The organism is [Rhizobium] kunmingense (assembly GCF_977018605.1).
In genome coordinates this window covers 1,620,653-1,644,287 of record NZ_CDRNXG010000001.1, presented here as the reverse complement: position 1 = coordinate 1,644,287, position 23,635 = coordinate 1,620,653, and the positions used below count along the sequence as shown (strand labels likewise).

Genomic DNA, 23,635 nt, shown 5'->3' with positions numbered 1-23,635 from the left:
ACCAGACCTGTCGCCCCTTCCCCAAACCACAAAAAAACTCCGGCCAGAGACCGGAGTTTTTCCATATTCAAATCGGAGCCTTGCGAAAATTACTCGCCTGCGACCTCGACAAGTGCCGGTGCGGCGGCTTCTTCGCCCTCTGCACCTTCGGCGGTCTTGCGCGGCTGGCGGCGGGGACGGGTTGCGGCGGCGCGGCGGCGGCGCGGAGCGGCTTCGCCCTGCGCTTCTTCCTCGACGGCCACTTCCATCGGCGTACCTTCGATCACCGGCTGCGGCCCCGAACCGTCTTCGATGACGGGAGCGGCAATCTCGGCAGCCTCGGTCGCCTGCGGTGCCTTGTCGGCAGAACGCTCGGCACGGTCAGGACGCTCCTGGCGATCGGGACGATCGGCCCGGTCCGGACGGCGCTCGCGACGTTCGTTGCGGTCGCGACGGTTTTCACGCGGCGCCTGCTGTTCCTGGCTGGCGGCCTGTTCGCGGCGCGGCTGTTGCTGCGGCTGCTGATCTTCCAGCACCGGCTGCGGTGCATAGCCCAGATCGTCGCCGTCACCGCCGTCGATATCGTCCTGGTCCATCGCGTTGCCGTCGCGGTCCTGGAAGTCGCCACGCTCCTGGTTCTGGAAGCGATCCTGCATTTGCGCCTGTGCGGCGGCAATGATGCGGTTGTAATGCTCGGCGTGCTGCAGGTAGTTCTCGGCCATGACGCGGTCGCCGGAGCTCTGCGCATCGCGCGCAAGCGTCGAATACTTTTCGGCGATGTGCTGGGCAGTACCGCGAATTTTCACGTCCGGGCCGGAGCTGTCGTAGGACCGGCTGAGCGGGTTTCCGCCCTTGCGCTGGAAGTTGTTGTTACCACCACCACCGCCGCCGCCGTTATTGCTGTTACCACGTCCTCGACCGCGCTTGTTCTGCTGCTGTCCTGGCCTCATCTATCGTTCACCAACTCTCTTGTCTTCGCTGATAAGGGGCTACGCGGCTCGCCGGTCAAAGCCGGAACAAGACTTCGCGTGCTGCGCGCAGATCCACTAACGCGGTCTGCCGCTTTCAAAGTCAAATTACCTGATTCACGCACCGGAATCGCTCAACCTTGTCGGCTCTTCGAAAAAAGCACAGTCCAAGTGTTGACCCGTAACCCGAACGAATCGCTGTTCATTCCCAGCTGCCCCGATGCGTAAGCTCACGCTATCCCGCTTCCTTTGGAATTCCAAGCGTTTTCTTTTGCTTTGCAACATCAAACGCCGGCTTTTGCGAACACCAATACGCGATCATTGTCGCCGTAATCGCGCTTCGCCTCGACAAGCTCGAAACCGGCCTCTTCGAAAAGGTCGGTCACTGTCTGTCGCTGATCGAAACCGATTTCCAAACCGACATATCCGCCATCGGCCAGATGGGCGCCCGCATGGCGCGCAATCTCCCTGTATGCGGATAATCCGTCGGGCCCGCCGTCCAAGGCTGCCGGAGGATCGAAATCACGGACCTCGGGCTCCAGTGCGGGAATGACATCGCTGTTTATATAGGGTGGATTTGACACGATTATGTCGAAACACCCGTCAATTTTGTCAAACCAGTGACTTTTGACCGCCTCGAACCGGTCGGCCAGCCCCAGTTGCTCCGCATTTCGCTTGGCCGTTGCCAGCGCATCCGCCGAGATATCGACCGCCACGCCGCGCGCCTGCGGCAAGGCGTTGAGCAGCGCGAGAATGATCGCCCCCGTACCTGTTCCAAGGTCGATGATCCGCAGATCCCCGGCGCCCAATCTGCCGGCAAATGCGATCATGCTGTCGACCAGCACTTCCGTATCGGGACGCGGCTCCAGCGTTTCGCGCGAAAGCGATAGTTCCAGTCCGTGGAACTCCCGCTTTCCCAGTATCCGGTGCACCGGCTCCCGCTTCAGCCGCCGCACGGCCGCAGCCTCGATCAGCGCCACCTCATCACCGGTCAGAACCCGATCGCCGCCGACGAAAACCTGCGTATTCGACAGACCGAGCAATCCGCCGATCAAAAGCCGCGCCTCGATGGCCGCATCGGCAAGCCCGGCCGTGGAAAACCGGGTTCTCAGATCGGCGACCGCCTGTCCCAGCGTCATCATCGCCCGCTCAGCCCTGCACGTCGCCGAGCTGCGCCAGCTGGCCGGCCTGGTAGTCGGCGATCAGCGCATCGACCATCTCGTCGATCTCGCCGACGATCATCCGGTCGAGCTTGTAGAGCGTCAGGTTGATGCGGTGGTCGGTGACGCGGCCCTGGGGAAAATTGTAGGTGCGGATGCGCTCCGACCGGTCGCCCGAGCCGACCTGGCTCTTGCGGTCGGCGGAACGCTCGCTGTCGGCCTTCTGCCGCTCCATGTCGTAGAGCCGCGTGCGCAGAACCTGCATCGCCTTGGCGCGGTTCTGGTGCTGCGATTTCTCAGCGCTGACGACGATGATGCCGGTCGGCAGGTGGGTGATGCGCACCGCACTGTCGGTGGTGTTGACGTGCTGGCCGCCGGCGCCCGAAGCGCGCATCGTGTCGATGCGGATGTCTTCCGGCCTGATCTCGATATCGATCTCCTCGGCCTCCGGCATCACTGCGACAGTGGCCGCCGAGGTGTGGATACGCCCCTGCGTCTCGGTATCGGGCACGCGCTGCACCCGGTGCACGCCGCTTTCGAATTTCAGCTTGGAAAACACGCCCCGGCCGGTCACGTTGGCGATGATTTCCTTGTAGCCGCCGGCCTCGCCCTCACTGGCTGAAATCACCTCCACCTTCCAGCCCTGGCCGCTGGCATAGCGGTCATACATGCGAAACAGGTCGCCGGCAAAAAGCGCGGCCTCGTTGCCGCCGGTGCCGGCGCGGATTTCCAGGATCGCGCTCTTCTCGTCGGCCGCGTCCTTCGGCAGGAGCAGGATCTGCATGTCCTTTTCCAGCCCCTCGATCCGCTCCTCGGCATCCGGCAGCTCCATCTCGGCAAGCTCCCGCATCTCGCGATCGGTACCCTTGTCGGCCAGCATCGCCTTCAGGTCGGTGATTTCGGCAAGCGTCCTCTCGTATTCACGGATCTTGGCCACCACCGGCTGCAGCTCGGAATATTCCGACGCCAGCTTCACATAGACGTCGGCGGCCGGCCCTTCCGACATGCGCGCCTCGATCTCGCCGAACCGGCGCTCCAGCTCGCGCATTTTTTCAACAGGAAGCTTCGCCACCCAGTCACTCCATCGTTTTGTTCTGCTTGCTAGAGCATTGACGGGCGAAGGGAAAGCCTTGTTTACCGGGGCTATTCCCCTCACCAAGAAAATCCGAGACTTGGCTTCGCTAAGATTTCGAAATTGCTTTCTCTCCCGCAAGGGAGAGAGATACCGTCGCCGCGCCCTCGGTGCCCTACCTCTCCCCTTGTGGGAGAGGCTTTGGAGCGGTGGCTGAAGGCCAGAAATCGATAAAGTCGATTTCAGCGAACAAAGGCCTGAGCGCGACGCCGCGCGAAGGCAATCAGCATCTTAGCGTTAGCTAAGTGCTGGATTTTGTTGGTGAGGGGATCAGCCCCCTCCATATCTCTAAACCGGAATATTGTTCGTCTCGGCAAACCGCATCAGCAGTTCGCGGATCGGCTCCTGCGAATGCGTGTCGTCGAGTGCGGCGTTAAGCTCGTCGGCCAGCTGCCCGGCATCCAGCCCGAGCAGCATCGCCTTGACCGGCCCGATCGAGGTTGCCGCCATTGAGACGGAGCGGAAGCCGACGCCGATCAGCGCCATGGCGGAGAGCGGCTTGCCGGCCATCTCGCCGCACAGCGTCACCGGCGTGCGATTGCGTTCGCCGGCTCGCGCGATATCGCGCAGGATGCGCAAAAACGGCTTGCCCAGGTTGTCGAAGCGTTCGGAGACCCGCGCATTGCCGCGATCGACCGCCATGGAAAACTGGAAGAGATCGTTCGATCCGACCGAGACGAAATCCACTTCCGACATCAGCTCGTCGAGCTGCCACATCAGCGACGGCACTTCCAGCATCGCGCCGAACTGTAGCTTGCGCGGCAGCGAATGGCCGAACTTGGAAAGATACTGCACTTCCCGCTGCAACAGGTCGCGCACCGCCCGGACTTCCGACACTTCCGTCACCATCGGCAGCATCATCTTCAGTTCCGACCCGGCAGACGCCCGCAGCAAGGCGCGCAACTGCGTTCGCAAAAGCCCCGGACGGTCGAGAGACAGGCGGATTGCCCGCCAGCCCAGCGCCGGGTTTTCCTCTTCCTGGGCGCGGAAATAGGAGACCACCTTGTCGCCGCCGATATCGAGCGTGCGGAACGTCACCGGACGCCCGCCGGCCTGCCTGATGACGTTGCGGTAGAATGCCTCCTGCTCCTCGAGTTTGGGCATGGTCGAGGCGATCATGAACTGCAACTCGGTGCGGAACAGGCCGATCCCCTGCGCGCCGGATTCGGCAAGCTGCGGTAGGTCCACCAGCAGGCCGGCATTCATGTTGAGGCTGATGTGCCGGCCATCCTTGGTCAGCGGCTCGACGCTGGTCAGCGCCCGGAACTGCTCCTGCCGGCGGGCGCGCAGGCGCACCTTTTCCTCATAGGCATTGAGCAGATCCGGCATCGGCCGCACATGCACCTGCCCGTCGTCCCCATCGATGATGATCGGGTCGCCGTTTTCCGAAAGCGCCACCAGCCCCGTCGCCTGACCGACGACCGGAATGCCCATGGCACGCGCCACGATCACCACATGGCTGGTCACCGCGCCATCTTCGAGCACCAGGCCGCGCAGGCTCTTGCGCGGATAATCGAGCAGCTCGGCCGCCCCCATGGCGCGCGCCAGAATGATCGCGTCGGACGGGAAATCCTCGTCCGAGCCGCGCCCGGAATAGCCGGTCAGCTGGCGTAAGAGCCGGTTCGCCAGGTCGTCGAAATCATGCATCCGCTCCCGCAGATAGGGGTCGGTCAGGCGCATCATCCGCGCCTTGGTGTCGCTCTGCACCTTCTCGACCGCCGCTTCCGCCGTCAGGCCGTTGTGGATGGCCTCTTCCATGCGGCGCACCCAGCCCTGGTCGTGGGCAAACATCCGGTAGGTCTCCAGCACCTCGCGATGCTCGCCCTCCTGCGCCACGTCGCGGCGCTGCAGCATGTCGTCGATGGAGATGCGCAGAGAACCCAGCGCCTCCGCCAGCCGCCCGATTTCCTTGTCGGCATCCTCGTTCAAAAGATTGGTGACGACGATGCGCGGCTCGTGCAGCACCACATGGCCAAGCCCGATGCCTTCGTTATAGCCGTTCGCCTCGATCGTCACGGCACGCGTCAGGTCGAGTTCCAGCCCAGGTGCCGTGATCTTCTTCAGCTCGCCGGTGGCGATCATCTCGGCGATCACCATCGCCGTGGTCTCGAGCGCCTCGACCTCGTCCTCGCGGTAGTTGCGGCTCGCCTTGTTCTGTACGACGAGAACGCCAAGCGTGCGCCCGGCCCGCAGGATCGGCACGCCGAGGAAGGAGTGGTAGATTTCTTCGCCGGTCTCCGGCAGGTAGCGGAAGGCCGGATGCGCCTGCGCATCGGAAAGGTTGAGCGGCTGGGCCGATGCCGCGATCGTGCCGACGAGGCCCTGCCCCATCTTCAGCTGCGAGGTATGCACGGCCTCCTTGTTGAGGCCCTCGGTCGCATAGAGTTCGAGCACGCCGTCGGAGCGCAGCACATAGACGGAGCAGACCTCCGCCACCATGTTGCTGGCGATCTGACGCACGATCCTGTCCAGGCGTTCCTGCGGATCCAGCGGCTCGGCCATCAGTTCGCGCAGACGCTTCAACAGAACGCGCGGACCTGCCGACAGGTCTCTCATCGGCATATTGCTCCCCTAACAGCCCAATTATAGCCTGCCCGGCGACGCGCCGGGCGGAGCATCATGCCGGAATCTTCACTTAGCTTTTATCCAGACCGTAGGCCGAATGCAAAGTGCGAACTGCAAGTTCCGAGTAAGCACCGTCGATCAGGATCGAAATCTTGATTTCCGAGGTGGTGATTGCCTTGATGTTGATCGTCTTGTCGGCCAGCGCCTTGAACGCGGTGGCGGCAACGCCTGCATGGCTGCGCATGCCGATGCCGATGACGGACACCTTGGAAAGACCCGATTCGCTCTGCACCACGTCGAAACCGATCGTCGCCTTGTTCGCTTCCAGCACGCTGATCGCCTTGGCGACGTCACCGGAAGGAACGGTAAAGGTCATGTCGGTCTTCGAACCGTCTTCCGAAATGTTCTGGACGATCATGTCGACATTGATATGCGCTTCGGCCAGCGGGCCGAAGATGGCGGCCGAGACGCCCGGACGGTCGGCGACACGACGCAGCGAAATCTGCGCTTCATCCTTGGCATAAGCGATGCCGGTGACGACTTCCTGTTCCACGATCTCTTCCTCGTCGCAAATCAAAGTACCGGGCGGGTTCAAGAAGTCTCCCATGCCCGGCGCATCGGGATCTTCAAATGAGGAGCGCACGAAGGTGCGGACCTTGTGGACCATCGCAAGCTCGACCGAGCGCACCTGCAGCACCTTCGATCCGAGCGAAGCCATTTCGAGCATTTCCTCGAACGAGACCTTCTTCATCCGGCGCGCCGCCGGCACGATGCGCGGATCGGTCGTATAGACGCCGTCCACGTCGGTATAGATGTCGCAGCGGTCGGCCTTCACCGCAGCGGCGATCGCCACGGCGGACGTGTCGGAACCGCCGCGGCCGAGCGTCGCGATCCGGTTGTCCGGGCCGATGCCCTGGAAGCCGGCAACGACGGCCACCTGGCCCTCGCCCATCCGCTTGATGATGTCGGAACCGTCGATCTCGAGAATGCGCGCCGCGCCATGGGCATTGTCGGTGCGGATCGGGATCTGCCAGCCCTGCCAGGAACGGGCATTGACACCCATCGACTGCAGCGCGATCGCCAGAATGCCGGATGTCACCTGCTCGCCGGATGCGACGACGGCATCATATTCACGCGCATCGTAAAACGGGGAGCTTGCGCCCGCGACCTTCGGCATGTCCTGCACCCATGAGACCAGCTCATTGGTCTTGCCGGACATGGCGGATACGACGACGGCGACTTCATGGCCGGCGTCGACTTCACGTTTCACATGGCGTGCGACATTGTGAATGCGTTCGAGATTGGCGACGGACGTGCCGCCGAACTTCATGACGATGCGAGCCATACGACGAAAACCACCAACCCGCCCACGGCAACCGGGGCGCCTATTTTCCACCACGAAACATCGAGCCGGATTGGCCCGAAATCCAAGTTGGCGTCTCTTAGCGAAAAGGGGGACACGGCGCAATGGCTGGAATAGGCTCAAACGGTACGCCGCTGTCGGAATGGCCCAACCGCGCCGCCGGGATGACCAAAGCAAAGCCAGCTGAAAAGCAGAAAGGGCGACCGCCGGCCGCCCTCTCCCTGTCCTTAAATCGCTTTGTCCATCAATCGTTGCAGCGTCTCGGACCGCCGCAATTGTCGCCCTCGCGTCGCGGCTGCCAGCCGTCGGACGGCCTGCGCTGATCGTCGCGGCTGCGCTCGCGCTCCCGTTCACGCGCCCGGTCGCGATCCCTGTCACGTTCGCGGTCACGGCGATCGTCGCGTTCGACACGCGGCGGCGGACGACGATCGTTATCGTCCCAGCGCGGCCTGTCGCGGTCTCTGACCCTGTCGCGATCACGTTCCCAGTCCGGGCGTCCGCCGCTCACGCGCTCGCGTTCGCGGTCACGATCGCGCTGCCAGTTGTCCCGCGCACGCTCACGGTCGCGCTCGTAGCGGTCGCGATCCCGCTCCTGTTCTCTCGCCCAGCGGTCGCGCGCCCGGTCGCGGTCATTGTCCCAGCGCTGCGGCGGCATGCGGTTGGCACGCCAGTCGTAATCGCGCCAGCGGTCACGCTCGCGGTAGAAATTGCGATCGCGGTAGTAGCTGCCCCAGTAGCGGTCGACGTCGAAGGTCACCAGCGGAATACCCAGGCCGCTATAGCGTTCCGGCTCCACATAGACGCGGTTGGAACGATATTCGGTCTGGACATAATTGCCGTAGACCCAGCCGCGACCACCGGAAAACACCACGTCGCACCAGTTGACCGCACTCATGCAGCCCTGGATCGTGATCGGCGCACCGACAGGGATCACTGTCACGGCCGGATAGCCCGTGCTCGGGCCCGACCGCATGTTGACATTGGCTGTGGCATAGCCCCGCACCGCCGCCTCGGCGATTGAAGGCGCGACAATCAGCGTGCAGAGGGCGGCGGCACTCATCAAGAACTTGTTCAAGGGGTGTCCTCCTGAGACACATCGGAACGGCTTGCGTCCGTTCCGGTTTATTATCGCCATAAAATGTCGGCTGAGGCAGATTGTTCCAGTCTTCCCCTGAATGGCTGCTGAATGACGTGACCACCCGATGTTCATCTCCTGGGCAGCGACATAAGACCTCCCTGCGGGCCGATCCCCTCACTCAAAGCCCAAATCGGAGCATTTTCGGCCTCCAAAAACCACCCCGCCTCCGAAAATCTGCACGCTGATTCAACGATATCAATGACTTGCGAGCAGTTTCATCCCCGTGCTTTCAACCTGTGCCTATAATCGCCCCGTTCCGCTTCGGCTACACCGGTCAGCATTGCCGGCGAGGCGGCACCGGTGATCGCATGGGCCGCCCTGATGCAAGCGGGACATGCGGGGCTGCGCAGAAAATGGTCCGCCCCCTCCGGTGAGGGCGTGCGTGTATCGCACACAAACCGGCTGGCGAAGTCAATAAGCCCAGTCGCTGTAGACGGACCGGAGTTGCGTGGAAAAACACACCGAACGGGGCACGTCGTGTGTCACCTACTAAACTAAATTCGAGACACCCGACGTGTCCCGGCCGAATTTCGAAAATTCCAGGATCGCCAAGGGCGGAGTCCGCCCTCCATTCCCCAACCAGCGGAAGACCCCAACCATCGGAAAACAAGGAGCACGCCATGACCCGAACGGACTATAGCGAATACGAGGCACGCCGCGCCGTGAACCACGAAATGGCCTGGCGCATGACGGCCACCATCTGCCATCTTCGCAACCGCAATTGCAGGTTTCGGCAGTGCCGCCGCCGACAGTTTTGCGCCGGCCCGATGCTACCATCCGAGCATCAGAAGGGCGCGGTAGAAGCACAACAGGCGATCGGCCTCAGCGGCAGGGCTTGCGCCGACCTGCCCATGTGCACGGCAGAGATAGCGCCGGATTTTTACGCGGGCATGCGCCGTATCTGCGAGAGGCTTGCAGAACAGATGAATCTGGACCCCGATCAACCGGCCTTCTGGCTGCTCCTCAAGTTCACGAGACAAAACCTGAGCCGGCAGAGCCGCGCGAGCTGCACGCCCCGCGCCCCCTATGCGCACTTGACTTCTCCGGCCCGACAGCCGACTTCAGGGACAAAGCAGGAAGGATGACGACGATGACGCAGGCGGCGCCGACGACGGTCGACAAGGACCAGGTCGAAATGTTCTCGAAAATGGCTGCCGAATGGTGGAGCCCGACGGGAAAGTTCCGCCCGCTGCACAAGTTCAATCCCGTGCGGCTGACCTATCTGCGTGACCGCATCTGCCAGAATTTCGGCCGCGACCCGAAGGCGGCCCGCCCGCTCGAAGGCCTGCGTATCCTCGATATCGGCTGCGGCGGCGGGCTCCTGTCCGAACCCGTCGCCCGCATGGGCGCCACTGTCATCGGCGCCGATCCCTCGGAAAAGAACATCGGCATCGCCTCGACCCATGCCGCAGAAACCGGCGTGAGCGTCGATTACCGCGCCGTCACGGCGGAAGACCTTGCCGCCGCCGGCGAGACCTTCGACGTCGTGCTCAACATGGAAGTCGTCGAGCACGTCGCCGATGTCGACCTGTTCCTGGAAACCTGCGCTTCGATGGTCAGGCCCGGCGGTCTGATGTTCGTCGCCACCATCAACCGCACCTTCAAGGCCCGCGCGCTGGCCATCTTCGCCGCCGAAAATGTCCTGCGCTGGCTGCCGCGCGGCACCCACCAGTATGAAAAGCTGGTCCGCCCGGAAGAGATCGAGCGCCCGATCGGCCGAAAAGGCCTTGAGGTCATCCACCGCACCGGCGTCTTCTTCAACCCGCTCGCCGACAGCTGGAACCTGTCGTCCGACATGGACGTCAACTACATGCTGCTGGCCAAGCGGGAGGGCTGATTTCGCCGACCGCGCGACTGTGATAATCTGCGCTACCGAACGAGGAAGCACCCATGTCGGAAGGCCTGAAGATCACAGTCACCCTGGAGCCGGAAATCGAGGACTTCGTCCGCGCCGAAGTCGAGCGCGGCCCCTTCGCGTCGCCGAGCGACTATGTGGAGGACCTGATCCGCGAACGACGCGAGCGTGAACTCGCCAGACGTGAATTCGATGCCGAGATCCAGAAAGGCATCGATGACGTGGCCGCAGGGCACGTCATGAGCCTGGAAGACGCATTCGACAGCGTCTACGATGAACTCGGCTGGCAGCGCCGCCCGGCCCGATGAAGGTCAGATTCTCTCGGCAAGCGCGCAATGACCTCGCAGACATTGCCCGCTATCTTGCCGAGCACAATCCCGAGAGAGCCCGCCCCTATGTCGAAGAACTGCGGACTGCATGTCTGGAAATCGGCCATATGCCCCATGCGTTTGCCGTGATCGAAGGTAGCGAACTGGCAAATATCCGCCGCCGTGTGTTCCGGCCGCATCTCATCTTCTATCGTGCGGAAGACGGCAAGGTCGACATCCTCCGCATCATCCACGGCACCCGGAACTACCTGCGCATCCTCGAGAAGAAATAGCGGCCATCACCCCGCCCCAAATCCACGCTATTTTCCCATCGAAAGCACTTGGGCCAACAGCCCTGCGTGCCTTTCCGCATTCCGCGCGGCCAGTTCGCGCACTTTGGCCCGGTCGATGACGATCCGTTCGCCGTAAGGTCCGTAGGGTTCTTTGAAATGGAACGCGGAAGGCCCCGGCCCTTGTTCGTGCAGATGCTCGAACCGCGCAACGGCCTCGCTCCAGTCGGGGCGGTGATCCGTCCACCACAGAACCAGCGCCGGCCAGCGTTTTTCCACCTGCCAGTTCTTGGCATGCTTCAACGCATCGGCATGCACGCCGCTATAGGTGAACGCCATCAGCGTCTCAAGATCGTGCCAGAGCGACAGCGAGGATGGCGCCGTCGCAAACCCGCTGTCCTCGATGAACCGGGGAAACACCTGGGCGCCCCAGCTCTCCGGCCCGTCTTCACCGGCATAACCGGAGCGACCGACAAAGCCGACCGCCGTCTCCGCGGCCTCAAAATTCACCGGCTCGCGCAGCCGGAACCCTTCCACTTCAGGGCTTTCATAGGGCGCGACGAACAGGCCGAAATTGTAGATCGCCAGCTTCACCGCCCCGTACCACCCATCTCAGTTCGTGTCCTCGGGCAGGTTGGGCAGCGGCGCCACATCGATCCCCTCGTCGAGAAGATCGCGCACCTCGTCGAGGCTCGCCTGTCCGACGATGCCGCGTGCATCGGCTTCACCATAATGCATCTTGCGCGCCTCCTCGGGAAACTTTTCACCGACATCCTCGGCATTGGCGCGAATGCCGGCGACCACTTCCTTCAGCTTCGCCATCGCCTCCTGGCGAACGAGATCCATCGCCATCTGCTGCTTGGCTTCCTTTTTGCGCGCGGTCGAAACCGACGGCGCCATCAGCGATTTGGAGATAGCCGGCGAATTGCACACGGGACAGGTGAGAAAACCGCTGGCGACCTGCCGGTCGAAATCGGCGCTCTCGGAAAACCAGCCTTCGAACGTATGCGCATTGCCGCAACAGAGAGAATATTTGATCACGGCGCAACTCCGGGAGCAGCAACATGCTCCAACGAGAACTCCCGCGCATTCTTCAGGTTCGGCACCTTCTGGCGCGCAGCCTTCACGGCATCGAGATCGAGTTCGGCGACCAGCACCTCCTCGCCCGCATCGGCACCGCGGGCAAGGATCCTGCCCCACGGATCGATGATCATCGAATTGCCATAGGTCTCGCGCCCGTCCTCATGCACGCCGGCCTGCGCAGCGGCGATCAGAAAAGCGCCGTTCTCGATGGCCCGGCCGCGCAACAGGATTTCCCAATGCGCCTCGCCGGTCTGGCGGGTGAAGGATGCCGGCACGGTCAGGATGTCGGCCCCGGCCATCGCCTGGGCACGGAACAGCTGCGGAAAACGGACATCGTAGCAGATCGCCATGCCGATCCTGCCGAAGCCAAGATCGGCGACCTTCGACACGCCACCCGCCTCATAGGCAGAGCTTTCCCGCCAGCTCTCGCCATTGTCGAGATCGACATCGAACATGTGGATCTTGTCATAGGTCGTGATCAGGCCACCATCGGGCGCAAACAGGAAGGAGCGGTTGGCGATCTTGCCATCGTCGCGGGCGATCGCCGTCGAGCCGATATGCAGTGTGATACCCAGCTCGGCCGCAAGCGCCTTCGCCGTAGAAACGATGATGTCGTCGACCTCGCCACGCAACACGGCGCGCGCCGCCTGTCGGTCGCGCTGCAGCATGCCGGTCATTTCCGGTGTCTGCACATAGGAGGCACCCTGCCCCGCCGCGTCACGCACCAGCCGCGCCATATCGGCGGCGTTCTTGACCGGGTCGACCCCGGAGCGCATCTGGATTGCGGCGACCTTGATGACCATCAGCTTAACCTCAAGCCGCCAGAAGCGGGTCGAGCCGGCCGTCGCGGTCGAGCGCATGAAGATCGTCGCAACCGCCGACATGCTGGCCGTTGATGAAGATCTGCGGAAAGGTGCGCCCGCCATTCGACTTGGCGATCATTTCCTCGCGCAGTTCGGTGGAATAGGTCGCATCATGCTCGACGAACTCGACGCCCTTCGACTGGAGCAGCGCCTTCGCCCGGGCGCAATAACCGCAATATTCGCGGGTATAGATCGTTACATCTGCCATTATGATCTCGTCATGTTTTCCCGGCGCGACAAGGCTTTCGCGCTTCAGGCTTGTTGTCTTTCATATAGTTTCGGCAAGCGCCATTGCAAAGGTCAAAACGCGGACCTCGGCGGCACCGGCCCTCTTCAGCGCCCGCGTCGCGGCCGAAACCGTCGCTCCCGTCGTATAGACGTCGTCGACAAGCACGATCCGCTTGCCGAACACCTCGGCCTCGCGCCCGGCATCCACAGCAAACGCCGCCCGCACATTGTCCTCGCGTGCCCTCGCCGACAGGCCTACCTGCCGCCGCGTTCGCTTGCGACGAATGAGCGCCGCCGGCAGATAGGCGATGCCGCTCTGTCTGGCGAGATGCCGGGCAAGCTCGGCCGATTGGTTGAAACGGCGCAGCGCGAAGCGCGTCCGGTGCAGCGGCACCGGCACGATCGCATCGCACCCGTCGAGGCACTCGCGCCCGGCCCTCAGCATCCAGCCCGCCATGGTTGGCGCAAGGTCGGCCCGATCCCTATATTTCAGCCCGTGGACCATGGCCCGCGCCGCCCCATCGAAGATCGCCACCGACCGCAGCCGATCGAAGACGGGAGGGTTGGCGATCGCGCCGGCCGACAGCATGCCCGGTCCCGGATCATAGGAAAAAGGCAGCCCGAGGACGTCGCAATAGGGGCGTTCGATAAACCGTATCTCCCGCCAGCAGGAGGCGCAGACCGCGCCATGACGTCCGGTGATGATACCACAGCCGAGGCAGACTGGCGGATAGACCAGATCAACGACGCGCCGTCCCCATTCGCCGGCCGACAGGGCGAGCGCGGAAGCGAGACGGAGGGCGACAGGACGGTCGGTCATGACTTGACATTAGGCGACGAAATGCGCCTTAGAGCAATTCTGCTTTTCCTCGAAACGCAAAGTTGCTCTATCTCTTTGATTTGACGCAGTTCCGAACGCAAAGCCGCTGCGCACTTTTGCTGGAACCGCTCTCGCGAAGCACAATCGAGTGGTGATGATGGAAATTCTCTTCGACGAAGGCCTTGTTGCCAAGAGACGCGAACGCGCCTTCACCAACCGCAGCAGCAATGCCGATTTTCTTCTGAACATCGCAGCCGAGGAAATGGCCGATCGCCTTGCCGTCGTCGAGCGGCATTTCCCGTCAGCCGTCGAACTGCATGGCGCAACCGGCGCGGCAGCCAGACAGGCTCTCGCGTCCGGCAAGATCGACAGCCTGTCGCGCATCGAAACGAGCCTGGTCTTTGCCGATGGCGAAGACGCGGTGACGGTCGCAGCACTCGACGATGTGCCGCTGGAAGCGGCCTCGGCCAACCTCGTCCTCTCGCCGCTTGCGCTCCACGTCGTCAACGACATGCCGGGCGCCTTCGTCCGCATCCGCCGCAGCCTCAAGCCCGACGGTCTGTTTCTGGCGGCGATCCCCGGTGCCGGCACGCTTGCCGAACTGCGCGATGTGCTGCTGGCCGCCGAAGCGGAGCTGACCGGCGGCGCCAGCCCCCGCGTCATCCCGTTCGCCGATGTTCGCGATGTCGGCGGACTGTTGCAGCGCGCAGGCTTCACCCTCCCGGTCATCGATGCCGAGACCTATACGGTGCGCTATGACAGCCTGTTTCCGCTGATGCAGGATATCCGCGCCATGGGCATGGCCAACCCGCTGTCCGGACGTAGCCGCAAACCGCTGACGCGCAAATTCTTCATGCGTGCTGCGGAAATCTATGCCGAGCGCTATTCCGATCCCGACGGCCGCATCCGGGCGACCTTTACGATCATCTATGCCTCGGGCTGGGCGCATCACGAAAGCCAGCAGCAGCCGCTGAAGCCCGGCTCGGCCAAGGTGCGGCTGGCGGATGCTCTGAAGGTGAGCGAGAATTAGAAGCGGCGGGCGCCTTACTGCGTCCGGCTGGTGAAAGTGTTGGAAATGCCGACGAACATGTTGTTCATCAGCCCGTAATAATTGCTCAGCGCAATGGAGAGCGTGATGCCGATGATGGCGACCAACAGGCCGTATTCGACGGCGGTTGCGCCACGGCAGTCCTTCAACAGCTTGAAAAGCAGGCGCATCGATCGTCCCTTGCGTCACGTGGCCTGACGATCAGGTCCATCGCTTTGCGTCAAAATCAGCAATCCCCGTCCACGCCGTAGCCCTGAACGATGCAAACCGAACCCGGTTCTTCCTGCAGGACGCTTCTGCGGATCGTGTAATGCTTGGCACCGCGCTCCGACGAGGAAGGCGTGGAAATCGAGCCCGTCGTCAGCATGTCGAAATCTTCCTGCACATGCGCAAGCCGCTTCTGGTCCGAACGCTCCGCCAGCATCGGCGTCACGATCAGCGAGAGAGCAATCACGGCCGTTCCGAAAAGCAGCGCCATGTTGAGCGCGCCGGTCTTGCCGGACCTGTACGTCGCCCGCTGGCGATCGCGCACAGTTTTCCAGAACTGATCGTCCATTCCTCTTACGCCCCGTCAAAGCATTACGTGCCGAGCCCTGACGGTGCCACAATCCGTTGAATGAATTGTTAACGCGAGATAAATCCGACCACTCTAATTTTACAGAAGATCCTGCAGGATAGGGATAAGCGGCTCATCGGCCGGCGGCATCGGGTAGTCGCGCAGCGCGTTCGGCCGCACCCATTTGATCGCCTGGCCTTCACGCCCCACCGGCATGCCTTCGAAGCGGCGGCAGACATAGAGCGGCATCAGCAGATGGAATGTCTCGTAGGTGTGGCTCGCGAAGGTCAGCGGTGCCAGACAGGCCGGCTTGGTGGTGATACCGAGCTCTTCCTGCAGCTCACGCACCAGCGTCTCCTCCGGCGTCTCGCCGGGCTCCATCTTGCCGCCGGGAAACTCCCAGAGACCGGCAAGCGATTTCCCCTCCGGCCGCTGCGCCAGGAGAATGCGGCCATCGGCATCGATCAACGCGCAGGCGACGACCAGCAACAGTTTGCGACCCTCGCTCATGCGCGCTTTTCACTCCGCCAGTAACGATAGGAATAGGCCCGTCTGAAACCGAGGTTTCGGTAGAGCGTCTGCGCACCCTCATTGTTCGCCTCAACCTGCAGCCAGGCGGTCTTTGCCCCGCTGATCCGCGCCCAGCGCAGCGCCGAAGTCAGCATTTCAGTGCCGAGCTTCTGGCGGCGATAGGCTTGCGCCACGCCCAAGGACAGAATACCGGCCAGATCGTTGTCCTGTACGCAGAGCAGGGTGGCGACTGCACCATTGCCCGGCTCCTGCTTCATGAAGAAACCGGACGGCGGCTTGATGGCGGTAAGGATTTCGGCAAGAGCGGGCTTGAGAGCCGGATCGTCGCCCGCCACTTCGAGGCAGGCATCGGCGAACCGGCCGATATCGTGGCTCGGCAGATAGTCGAGCGTATCGGGAAGCTGCAGAGCCGAAAGATCGCCGGTCAGAACGTCGACGGTCTCGAATGCCTCCCAGCCGTTCGCTCCCAGATGAGCGATCATCTGCGGCGGCGCCAGCGGTGTTTCGCGGATGACGAGTTCACGCCCGTAATCGCCGAAGCGTTTGACCGCCTTGGCGAGCCGCGTGTCGAGATCGCGGTGGTCGGACGGATCGAGCGGCACGATGCAGTTCAGCCGCTTCGACGGATGCCCGCCGGTCAGCCGCACCTGCCAGCTGCCGTCATAGACGACGGAGGCCGCCGGCCAGGCGCGGAAGCCGACGGCTTCCAGCCTGCGCACCAGCGGCAGATCGGCATTTACCGGCGCATCAGCCATCACCCGCATCAGCTCCGGTAATCGCCGTTGATGGCGACATATTCCTTGGTCAGATCGCAGGTCCAGACCGTTGCCTTGCCCGAGCCGAGACCGAGTTCGACGAGAACCGGAATATCCTGGCCCTTCATGACGGCGGTTGCCGCCTCTTCGGAATAGCCGGCATCGCGCTCGCCATTGACGGCGACGCGGACATCGCCGAACCAGATCGCCAGCTTGTCGCGGTCGGCGGCTTCGCCGGCCTTGCCGACGGCCATGACGATACGGCCCCAGTTGGCGTCCTCGCCGGCGGCAGCGGTCTTGACCAGCGGCGAGTTGGCGATCGACAGCGCAATCGTCTTGGCGGCAGCGTCACTTTCGGCACCGGTGACGGTGATTTCGAGCATCTTGGTCGCGCCTTCGCCATCACGGGCAACCTGGATGGCGAGATCCTTGAGCAGCGCGTTCAGCGCATCGCGAAAGGCGGCGAGCGCCGGGTCTTGGGCGTCGGAGATCTTTGCCTGGCCATCGGCGGCAGCGGCACCGGTGGCAAACAGCATCAGCGTGTCGGAAGTCGAGGTATCGCTGTCGACGGTCATCGAATTGAAGCTCGGCTCGACGCCGGCAGACAGCATCGCCTGGAGTGCTGTCGACGAAATGTCGGCGTCGGTGACGACGAAGGACAGCATCGTCGCCATGTCCGGTGCGATCATGCCCGCACCCTTGGCGATACCGTTGATGGTGACCGTCACGCCGCCGATCTCGGCAGTGCGGGTGGCGACCTTCGGATAGGTGTCGGTGGTCATGATCGCCTTGGCCGCTTCCTGCCAGAAGTCGCCGGTGGCGGTCTTGTTCATGTCGCCGAGAACGCCGGCGAACTTGGTGGCGTCGAGCGGCTCGCCGATCACGCCGGTGGAGGCGAGAAAGATCTCGTTTTCGCCGCAGCCGACAGCCTCGGCGGCCGACTTGGCCGTCAGCGCGGTCGCGGCCTTGCCCTTCACGCCGGTAAAGGCGTTCGCATTACCCGAATTGACGACGACGGCGCGGGCCGTGCCATGCGGCAGGTTGGAACGGCAGAAATCGACCGGAGCGGAGGGGCACTTGGATTTGGTGAAGACACCGGCAACGGCCGCCGGCTGATCGAACACCATCATCAGCACGTCGGTGCGGCCCTTGTACTTGATGCCGGCAGCGGCAGTCGCCATGCGCACACCGCGAACGGCCGGCATCTCGGGATAGGATTTGGGAGCAAGCGGGGAGATGGTAGCGGACATGGCGGGACCTGGCTGAAATTGGCGTAGGACATTGATTGGCGGCACGACGTGGCGCGATCCCCTCACCAACAAAATCTAGCACTTAGCTGAAGCTAAGCTGCTGATTTTGTAACCTCTCCCACAGGGGGAGAGGTAAAGCGCCGAGAGCGCGGCACGGTTATCTCTCCCCCTGTGGGAGAGAAAGCGATTTCAGCATCTTAGCTTCAGCTAAGTGCTAGAAATCGCAAGTGAGGGGAATCTCCCCGCACCCACAATTCATCAAGGCTTACTGCTGGGCCGGGGCGGCGGGCGCGACTGCCGGAGCAGCGGCGTCGCCGGCTTCCTGCATCTTGCTCACTTCTTCATAGCCCTTCTTCAGCGCTTCATCGGTGATTTCCACCGCCTGGTCGGCCTTGGCCTTCTCGATCAGGGCAACATACTTGTCGCGCATGACGAGCTGACGAACCTGGTCCTGGACCTGTTCGAGTGCCGGCGGCGGGGCGTCGCGCTTGTCTTCCAGCTTGATGACGTGGAAGCCGAACTGCGACTGGACCGGGGTCTTCGTATAGGCGCCCTTTTCGAGGCCGAAGGCGGCCTGTTCGAATTCCGGCACCATGCGGCCCGGACCGAACCAGCCGAGGTCGCCGCCCTGATCCTTGTTGGAATCCTGGCTCTTTTCCTTGGCGATGGCGGCAAAATCGCCACCCTTGTCGAGATCGGCGATGATGGCCTTGGCCTCATCCTCGGTCTTGACCAGAATGTGGGCGGCCTTCACCTCTTCCTGCTTCGGCAGGCCGGAGATTTCCTTGTCATAGCGCGCCTTGACCTCTTCGTCGGTCGTCGCCTCGATGACATGCTTGCGGAAGTACGAGTTATGCAGTTCGCGATCGCCGATATAGGCCATGCGCTTCTTGTAGTCGTCGGTATTCTCGATGCCTTCGGCGATCGCGCCGCTGGCGAGAAGCTTGACGTCGATGGCGCCGGACAGGGCTGCCACCCGTTTCTGCTCGTCGGGCAGCTGCTGCAGCTGCGGATCGAGGTTCTGCACGGCCAGATCGAGTTCCGACTGGCGGATCTCCAGACTGCCGACCTTAGCGACGACGGCGTCCTCCTGGGCAAAAGCAGGAGCCTGGAACGAAATCGCAGCGGCAATGGCTGCCGTTACGAGAAGTTTGTGACGCAACATCAAGTTACCTTTCGAATGGAGGCCGATCTCGGGTGAGACCAGGCGTGAAATCCTTCAAAAACACCGGAATGTGGCCATTCTGTATCGACCGCAACCGTTGACATAATTCGGACCCCCTCTTATCTGTCACGCAACTTGGCGTCCAGAAGAGTTTCCGGGCGTAGCGGGTCAATTTGCCGGCACCGGAAACGACCGTCATCCGGGCTTGCTCCCCATGGGACTGAGATCAGAAAGGACCATTTGCATGGTCAGCTTCGGCGGCATCGCCCGCAAACTGTTCGGCTCGGCCAACGAGCGCCGCGTTCGTGGCTACAAGCCGAAACTCGAAAAGATCAACGCCATCGAGGAAGCGACCAAGGCGCTGACCGACGCGCAGCTCGCGAACAAGACCGTCGAATTCCGGCAGATGCTGGCCGACGGAAAGACGCTCGACGACATCATGATCCCCGCTTTTGCGGTGGCGCGTGAAGCCTCGCGCCGGGTTCTCGGCATGCGTCCCTTCGACGTGCAGCTGACCGGCGGCATGATCCTCAACGACGGCGCGATTGCCGAGATGAAGACCGGTGAAGGCAAGACGCTTGTCGGCACCCTGCCGGTCTACCTCAATGCGCTTTCGGGCAAGGGCGTCCACGTCGTTACCGTCAACGACTACCTTGCCAGCCGCGATGCCGGCATCATGAGCCGTCTTTACGAATTCCTCGGCCTGTCGACCGGCGTCATCATGCATGGCCTTTCCGACGAAGAGCGCCGCGCGGCTTACGCCTGCGACATCACCTACGCGACGAACAACGAACTCGGCTTCGACTATCTTCGCGACAACATGAAATACGAGCGCGGCCAGATGGTTCAGCGCGGTCACAACTTTGCGATCGTCGACGAAGTGGACTCGATCCTAGTTGACGAAGCGCGCACGCCGCTGATCATCTCCGGCCCGCTGGACGACCGGTCCGACCTCTACACGACGATCGACACCTTCATCCCGCTTCTGTCGCCGGAAGATTACGAGATCGACGAGAAGCAGCGTTCGGCCAATTTCTCCGAAGACGGCACCGAGAAGCTGGAAAACCTGCTGCGCCAGGCCGGCCTGCTGAAGGGTGAATCGCTCTACGACGTCGAGAATGTCGCGATCGTCCACCACATCAACAACGCGCTGAAGGCCCACAAGCTGTTCACCCGCGACAAGGACTACATCGTCCGCAACGACGAGATCGTCATCATCGATGAATTCACCGGCCGCATGATGCCGGGCCGCCGCTTCTCGGAAGGCCAGCATCAGGCGCTGGAAGCCAAGGAAAAGGTGACGATCCAGCCGGAGAACCAGACGCTCTCCTCGATCACCTTCCAGAACTATTTCCGCATGTACGACAAGCTGGCCGGCATGACCGGCACGGCCTCGACCGAAGCGGAAGAATTCGGCAACATCTACAAGCTCGAAGTGGTCGAGGTTCCGACCAACCTGCCGATCGCCCGTATCGACGAGGACGACGAGGTCTACCGGACCTTCGAGGAGAAGTTCAAGGCGATCATCGTCGAGATCAAGGCGGCCAGCGAACGCAACCAGCCGGTTCTCGTCGGCACCACCTCGATCGAGAAGTCCGAACTTCTGGCGACCATGCTGCGCCAGTCGGGCTTCGAGAAGTTCCACGTGCTGAACGCCCGCTATCACGAGCAGGAAGCCTATATCGTTTCCCAGGCCGGCGTGCCGGGCGCCGTCACGATCGCCACCAACATGGCCGGCCGCGGCACCGACATTCAGCTAGGCGGCAATATCGACATGCGTCTGGAACGCGAGCTTGAGGGCATCGAGGACGAGGCCGAACGCAATGCCAAGGAAGCGGCGATCCGCGCCGAGGTCAAGCAGCTGAAGGTCAAGGCGCTGGAAGCCGGCGGCCTCTACGTCATCGCCACCGAGCGCCACGAAAGCCGCCGTATCGACAACCAGCTGCGCGGCCGTTCCGGTCGTCAGGGCGACCCAGGCCGCTCGAAATTCTACCTGTCGCTTCAAGATGATTTGATGCGCATCTTCGGCTCCGACCGCATGGACGGCATGCTGCAGAAGCTGGGCCTCAAGGAAGGCGAAGCGATTGTCCATCCGTGGATCAACAAGGCGCTGGAGCGCGCCCAGAAGAAGGTCGAGGCGCGCAACTTCGACATTCGTAAAAACCTCCTGAAATACGACGACGTCACCAACGACCAGCGCAAGGTGATCTTCGAACAGCGTATCGACATGATGGATTCGCAAGACGTTTCCGAGACCATCGAGGACATGCGCAACGAAGTGATCGAGGTCATCGTCGCCAAGCATATCCCTGAACGCGCCTATGCCGAACAGTGGAACGGCAAGGGCCTGCGCGAGGACGTCCAGCGCCTTCTGAACCTCGACCTGCCGACCGACGAATGGGTGGCGGAAGAGGGCATCGGCGAAGACGACATCCACGAGCGCATCACCAAGGCGGCCGACGAGGCCGCTGCCGATCGCCGCGCCCGCTTCGGCGACGAGGTGATGAACTACGTCGAGCGCTCGGTCGTGCTGCAGACGCTCGATCACCTGTGGCGCGAGCATATCGTCAACCTTGACCACCTGCGCTCGGTCGTCGGTTTCCGTGGCTACGCCCAGCGCGACCCGCTGCAGGAATACAAGGCGGAAGCCTTCGAACTGTTCCAGGCGCTGCTCGCCAACCTGCGCGAAGCCGTCACCGCCCAGATCATGCGCGTCGAACTGGTGCAGAACCCGCAGGCACCGGAACCGCCGGCAACCTTTGAGGAACATCACCTCGACCCGCTGACGGGCGAGGACCAGATGACCGGCCAGAGCGGCCAGGACTTCATCGCAGCGCCGCAGGACCGCCGTCCGGAAGACCCGTCCACCTGGGGCAAGGTCGGCCGCAACGAGAACTGCCCCTGCGGTTCGGGCAAGAAGTACAAGCATTGCCACGGCGCTTTCGAACAGGCTTAAAGGCCGGCTCGACAGACTGATGACATGAAGATCACGCCGCCTCGCAAGGGCGGCGTTTTCGTTTGCCGGCAAGGCAGGTCCGCAGCCGGTAGGCGAAGCCGCGCACCAACCGTTTCTTAACCGTGATGTGGCAGGGTTTCCGTGGTGTTTTCAGAAGCCTGAAAGGGGTTCGCGTGCCCCTGATGGCGGCCTTGGAAAGAGTGGCAGGGTTGCTTCCGCCGGGACTGCGCGCCCGGCTTCTCCCGCTTGTCACGAAGCTTTTGGCGGCCCTCACCGCCCGCGATGAAACGGCGCGGGCGCAGCGTCAGGCGCTGACGGCCTTCGCCATCCGCATTGCCAGCGCCGCGATCGCCTTTCTCTCGCAGATCGTGCTGGCCCGCATCATGGGCGAGTTCGAATACGGGCTCTATGCCTTCGTCTGGGTGATCGTCGTCCTGACCGGCAATCTCTCCTGCCTGGGCTTCCACACGACGATCATCCGCTTCTACCACCAGCATGCGGCGGCGGGCGAACAGGGCGCGATCCGCGGCCTGAACCTCGCCTCCTGCCTTATCGCACTTCTGGCAGCGATCGCGGTCGGCGGCCTGGGATTTGCCTTCCTGCTGCTCTTCGGAGAAACGCTGGCGCCCTATTACATCGTGCCGGTGGCGATTGCGCTGTTCATCATCCCGATGATGGCGCTCGGCGACATTCTGGACGGCATGGCGCGGACCCGTGGCTGGACGGTTTCGGCGCTTGCCCCGACCTATATCATCCGCCCGCTGCTGATCCTGGCCTTCATGGCGATGGCCGTTCTGATGGACGAACCGCGCGATGCGAGGACCGCTCTGTTTGCCGCCCTTGCGGCCACGACGCTGACGACGCTTGCCCACCTGACCCAGCTGACGGTGCGCCTGTGGGGCAGCAATGGCAGCACGCCGCGTCGCTATCATCTCGGTGCGTGGCTGATGTATTCGCTGCCGCTCTTTCTCGTCGACGGGATCAGCTTTCTTCTGACCAATGCCGATGTCGTCGTCGTCGGCCTCTACCTGCCGCCTGATCAGGTGGGCATCTACTTCGCCGCATCGAAGACGATCGTTCTGGTGCAGTTCGTCTATTTCTCGATCAAGGCGGCCGCTGCACCGCGCTTTGCCGAAATCATGGCGCAGGGCGACATGCAGGCTCTGGCGAAATTTGCCGGCCAGGCGACCCGCTGGACCTTCTGGCCGTCGCTCGGCGTCGGCCTTTGTGCGCTTGCGGCGGGCGAGCTGCTTCTGTCGCTTTTCGGCCCGGCCTTTACCGACGGCTGGCCGCTGATGGCGATCCTGTTTGCCGGCATCCTGACCAAGGCATCGATCGGCCCGGCCGAGGTTCTGCTGAGCATGGCCGGCCGGCAAAAACTTTGCGTCGGGGTCTATGCCATCACATTGCTAACGGCGATCATCCTTTATATGGTGTTAATACCGAATTTCGGCCTGACCGGCGCAGCCGTGGCTGCGGCGGGCGCCATAATGGTTGAATCCCTGCTTCTGCATCTTGCCGTTCGCCGTACGCTCGCTATCACATTATTTGTTTTCGCCCGCCCCAAGTCAGGCTCCCCACAACCCCTCGATACGATGCCCCCCACCTCGGAAAGGAGTTGA

At 62.7% G+C, this 23,635-nt stretch carries 24 protein-coding genes; 7 read left to right on the top strand and 17 right to left on the bottom strand.

Annotated features, from left to right (window positions below):
- Window positions 1–89 precede the first annotated feature (89 nt).
- The 6 genes from AC0JZ4_RS07985 to AC0JZ4_RS07960 all read right to left on the bottom strand — a co-directional run bounded on the left by AC0JZ4_RS07985 (window position 90) and on the right by AC0JZ4_RS07960 (window position 8,242).
- Window positions 90–929 (bottom strand): DUF4167 domain-containing protein, encoded by an 840-nt coding sequence (locus tag AC0JZ4_RS07985; RefSeq protein ID WP_471885853.1) that lies wholly within the window; start codon window positions 927–929, stop codon window positions 90–92.
- A 302-nt stretch (window positions 930–1,231) separates the two neighbouring features.
- The gene (gene prmC, locus AC0JZ4_RS07980; RefSeq protein ID WP_471885852.1) at window positions 1,232–2,089 is read right to left on the bottom strand and encodes a peptide chain release factor N(5)-glutamine methyltransferase; all 858 of its coding nucleotides are present in this window, start codon (window positions 2,087–2,089) and stop codon (window positions 1,232–1,234) included.
- Between the two features lie 7 nt (window positions 2,090–2,096).
- Window positions 2,097–3,179, bottom strand: coding sequence for a peptide chain release factor 1 (gene prfA, locus AC0JZ4_RS07975; protein WP_471885851.1), 1,083 nt, complete (start codon window positions 3,177–3,179; stop codon window positions 2,097–2,099).
- A gap of 348 nt (window positions 3,180–3,527) precedes the next feature.
- A complete protein-coding gene (gene ptsP / locus AC0JZ4_RS07970; protein WP_471887839.1) occupies window positions 3,528–5,795 on the bottom strand; it encodes a phosphoenolpyruvate--protein phosphotransferase in 2,268 nt (755 codons plus the stop codon).
- Between the two features lie 79 nt (window positions 5,796–5,874).
- Window positions 5,875–7,149, bottom strand: coding sequence for an aspartate kinase (locus AC0JZ4_RS07965; protein WP_471885850.1), 1,275 nt, complete (start codon window positions 7,147–7,149; stop codon window positions 5,875–5,877).
- Window positions 7,150–7,411: 262 nt separating this feature from the next.
- On the bottom strand, window positions 7,412–8,242 hold the full coding sequence (locus AC0JZ4_RS07960) for an SH3 domain-containing protein (RefSeq protein ID WP_471885849.1): 831 nt from the start codon (window positions 8,240–8,242) through the stop codon (window positions 7,412–7,414).
- Window positions 8,243–8,925: 683 nt separating this feature from the next.
- On the opposite strand from AC0JZ4_RS07960, the gene AC0JZ4_RS07955 reads away from it, so the two are divergent.
- The 4 genes from AC0JZ4_RS07955 to AC0JZ4_RS07940 are packed head-to-tail and all read left to right on the top strand — an operon-like array spanning window position 8,926 to window position 10,761.
- Window positions 8,926–9,390 carry a hypothetical protein gene (locus AC0JZ4_RS07955; RefSeq protein WP_471885848.1) on the top strand — a complete coding sequence of 155 codons (465 nt, stop codon included), beginning with the start codon at window positions 8,926–8,928 and terminating at the stop codon, window positions 9,388–9,390.
- Between the two features lie 5 nt (window positions 9,391–9,395).
- Window positions 9,396–10,142, top strand: coding sequence for a bifunctional 2-polyprenyl-6-hydroxyphenol methylase/3-demethylubiquinol 3-O-methyltransferase UbiG (gene ubiG / locus AC0JZ4_RS07950; protein ID WP_471887838.1), 747 nt, complete (start codon window positions 9,396–9,398; stop codon window positions 10,140–10,142).
- A gap of 53 nt (window positions 10,143–10,195) precedes the next feature.
- Complete coding sequence (locus AC0JZ4_RS07945; protein ID WP_471885847.1) at window positions 10,196–10,468, top strand: ribbon-helix-helix domain-containing protein; 273 nt, start codon at window positions 10,196–10,198, stop codon at window positions 10,466–10,468.
- The gene (locus tag AC0JZ4_RS07940) at window positions 10,465–10,761 is read left to right on the top strand and encodes a type II toxin-antitoxin system RelE/ParE family toxin (protein ID WP_471885846.1); all 297 of its coding nucleotides are present in this window, start codon (window positions 10,465–10,467) and stop codon (window positions 10,759–10,761) included. The genes AC0JZ4_RS07945 and AC0JZ4_RS07940 overlap by 4 nt, the downstream gene beginning before the upstream one ends.
- Before the next feature lie 27 nt (window positions 10,762–10,788).
- Here the strand turns inward: AC0JZ4_RS07940 and AC0JZ4_RS07935 are convergent, their stop codons facing one another.
- The 5 genes from AC0JZ4_RS07935 to AC0JZ4_RS07915 are packed head-to-tail and all read right to left on the bottom strand — an operon-like array spanning window position 10,789 to window position 13,752.
- Complete coding sequence (locus tag AC0JZ4_RS07935) at window positions 10,789–11,352, bottom strand: DUF3291 domain-containing protein (protein WP_471885845.1); 564 nt, start codon at window positions 11,350–11,352, stop codon at window positions 10,789–10,791.
- Between the two features lie 18 nt (window positions 11,353–11,370).
- Complete coding sequence (locus tag AC0JZ4_RS07930; protein WP_471885844.1) at window positions 11,371–11,799, bottom strand: DUF1178 family protein; 429 nt, start codon at window positions 11,797–11,799, stop codon at window positions 11,371–11,373.
- On the bottom strand, window positions 11,796–12,644 hold the full coding sequence (locus AC0JZ4_RS07925; RefSeq protein ID WP_471887837.1) for a carbon-nitrogen hydrolase family protein: 849 nt from the start codon (window positions 12,642–12,644) through the stop codon (window positions 11,796–11,798). The genes AC0JZ4_RS07930 and AC0JZ4_RS07925 overlap by 4 nt, the downstream gene beginning before the upstream one ends.
- 10 nt (window positions 12,645–12,654) lie before the next feature.
- A complete protein-coding gene (grxC, locus tag AC0JZ4_RS07920; protein ID WP_471885843.1) occupies window positions 12,655–12,912 on the bottom strand; it encodes a glutaredoxin 3 in 258 nt (85 codons plus the stop codon).
- 60 nt (window positions 12,913–12,972) lie between these two features.
- Complete coding sequence (locus tag AC0JZ4_RS07915) at window positions 12,973–13,752, bottom strand: ComF family protein (RefSeq protein WP_471885842.1); 780 nt, start codon at window positions 13,750–13,752, stop codon at window positions 12,973–12,975.
- A gap of 157 nt (window positions 13,753–13,909) precedes the next feature.
- Between AC0JZ4_RS07915 and AC0JZ4_RS07910 the strand changes: the two genes are divergently transcribed.
- Window positions 13,910–14,782: a methyltransferase domain-containing protein gene (locus tag AC0JZ4_RS07910; protein ID WP_471887836.1), complete on the top strand. Its 873-nt coding sequence runs from the start codon at window positions 13,910–13,912 to the stop codon at window positions 14,780–14,782.
- 14 nt (window positions 14,783–14,796) lie between these two features.
- Here the strand turns inward: AC0JZ4_RS07910 and AC0JZ4_RS07905 are convergent, their stop codons facing one another.
- The 6 genes from AC0JZ4_RS07905 to AC0JZ4_RS07880 all read right to left on the bottom strand — a co-directional run bounded on the left by AC0JZ4_RS07905 (window position 14,797) and on the right by AC0JZ4_RS07880 (window position 19,057).
- Complete coding sequence (locus tag AC0JZ4_RS07905) at window positions 14,797–14,970, bottom strand: Flp family type IVb pilin (RefSeq protein WP_471885841.1); 174 nt, start codon at window positions 14,968–14,970, stop codon at window positions 14,797–14,799.
- 56 nt (window positions 14,971–15,026) lie between these two features.
- Complete coding sequence (locus AC0JZ4_RS07900) at window positions 15,027–15,356, bottom strand: hypothetical protein (protein WP_471885840.1); 330 nt, start codon at window positions 15,354–15,356, stop codon at window positions 15,027–15,029.
- A gap of 99 nt (window positions 15,357–15,455) precedes the next feature.
- Entirely contained in the window at window positions 15,456–15,866 is a 411-nt protein-coding gene (gene mutT, locus AC0JZ4_RS07895) for an 8-oxo-dGTP diphosphatase MutT (RefSeq protein WP_471885839.1), read from the bottom strand.
- Window positions 15,863–16,651 (bottom strand): GNAT family N-acetyltransferase, encoded by a 789-nt coding sequence (locus AC0JZ4_RS07890; protein ID WP_471885838.1) that lies wholly within the window; start codon window positions 16,649–16,651, stop codon window positions 15,863–15,865. Before AC0JZ4_RS07890 ends, mutT begins: the two co-directional genes overlap by 4 nt.
- Window positions 16,651–17,892 (bottom strand): bifunctional glutamate N-acetyltransferase/amino-acid acetyltransferase ArgJ, encoded by a 1,242-nt coding sequence (argJ, locus tag AC0JZ4_RS07885; RefSeq protein WP_471885837.1) that lies wholly within the window; start codon window positions 17,890–17,892, stop codon window positions 16,651–16,653. The genes AC0JZ4_RS07890 and argJ overlap by 1 nt, the downstream gene beginning before the upstream one ends.
- A 265-nt stretch (window positions 17,893–18,157) precedes the next feature.
- Window positions 18,158–19,057 carry a peptidylprolyl isomerase gene (locus tag AC0JZ4_RS07880; RefSeq protein WP_471885836.1) on the bottom strand — a complete coding sequence of 300 codons (900 nt, stop codon included), beginning with the start codon at window positions 19,055–19,057 and terminating at the stop codon, window positions 18,158–18,160.
- Between the two features lie 244 nt (window positions 19,058–19,301).
- Here AC0JZ4_RS07880 and secA point away from each other — a divergent pair, with 244 nt between their 5' ends.
- Together secA and AC0JZ4_RS07870 are read left to right on the top strand one after the other, a co-directional pair.
- Complete coding sequence (secA, locus tag AC0JZ4_RS07875) at window positions 19,302–22,013, top strand: preprotein translocase subunit SecA (protein ID WP_471885835.1); 2,712 nt, start codon at window positions 19,302–19,304, stop codon at window positions 22,011–22,013.
- A gap of 209 nt (window positions 22,014–22,222) precedes the next feature.
- The gene (locus tag AC0JZ4_RS07870; RefSeq protein ID WP_471887835.1) at window positions 22,223–23,635 is read left to right on the top strand and encodes a lipopolysaccharide biosynthesis protein; all 1,413 of its coding nucleotides are present in this window, start codon (window positions 22,223–22,225) and stop codon (window positions 23,633–23,635) included.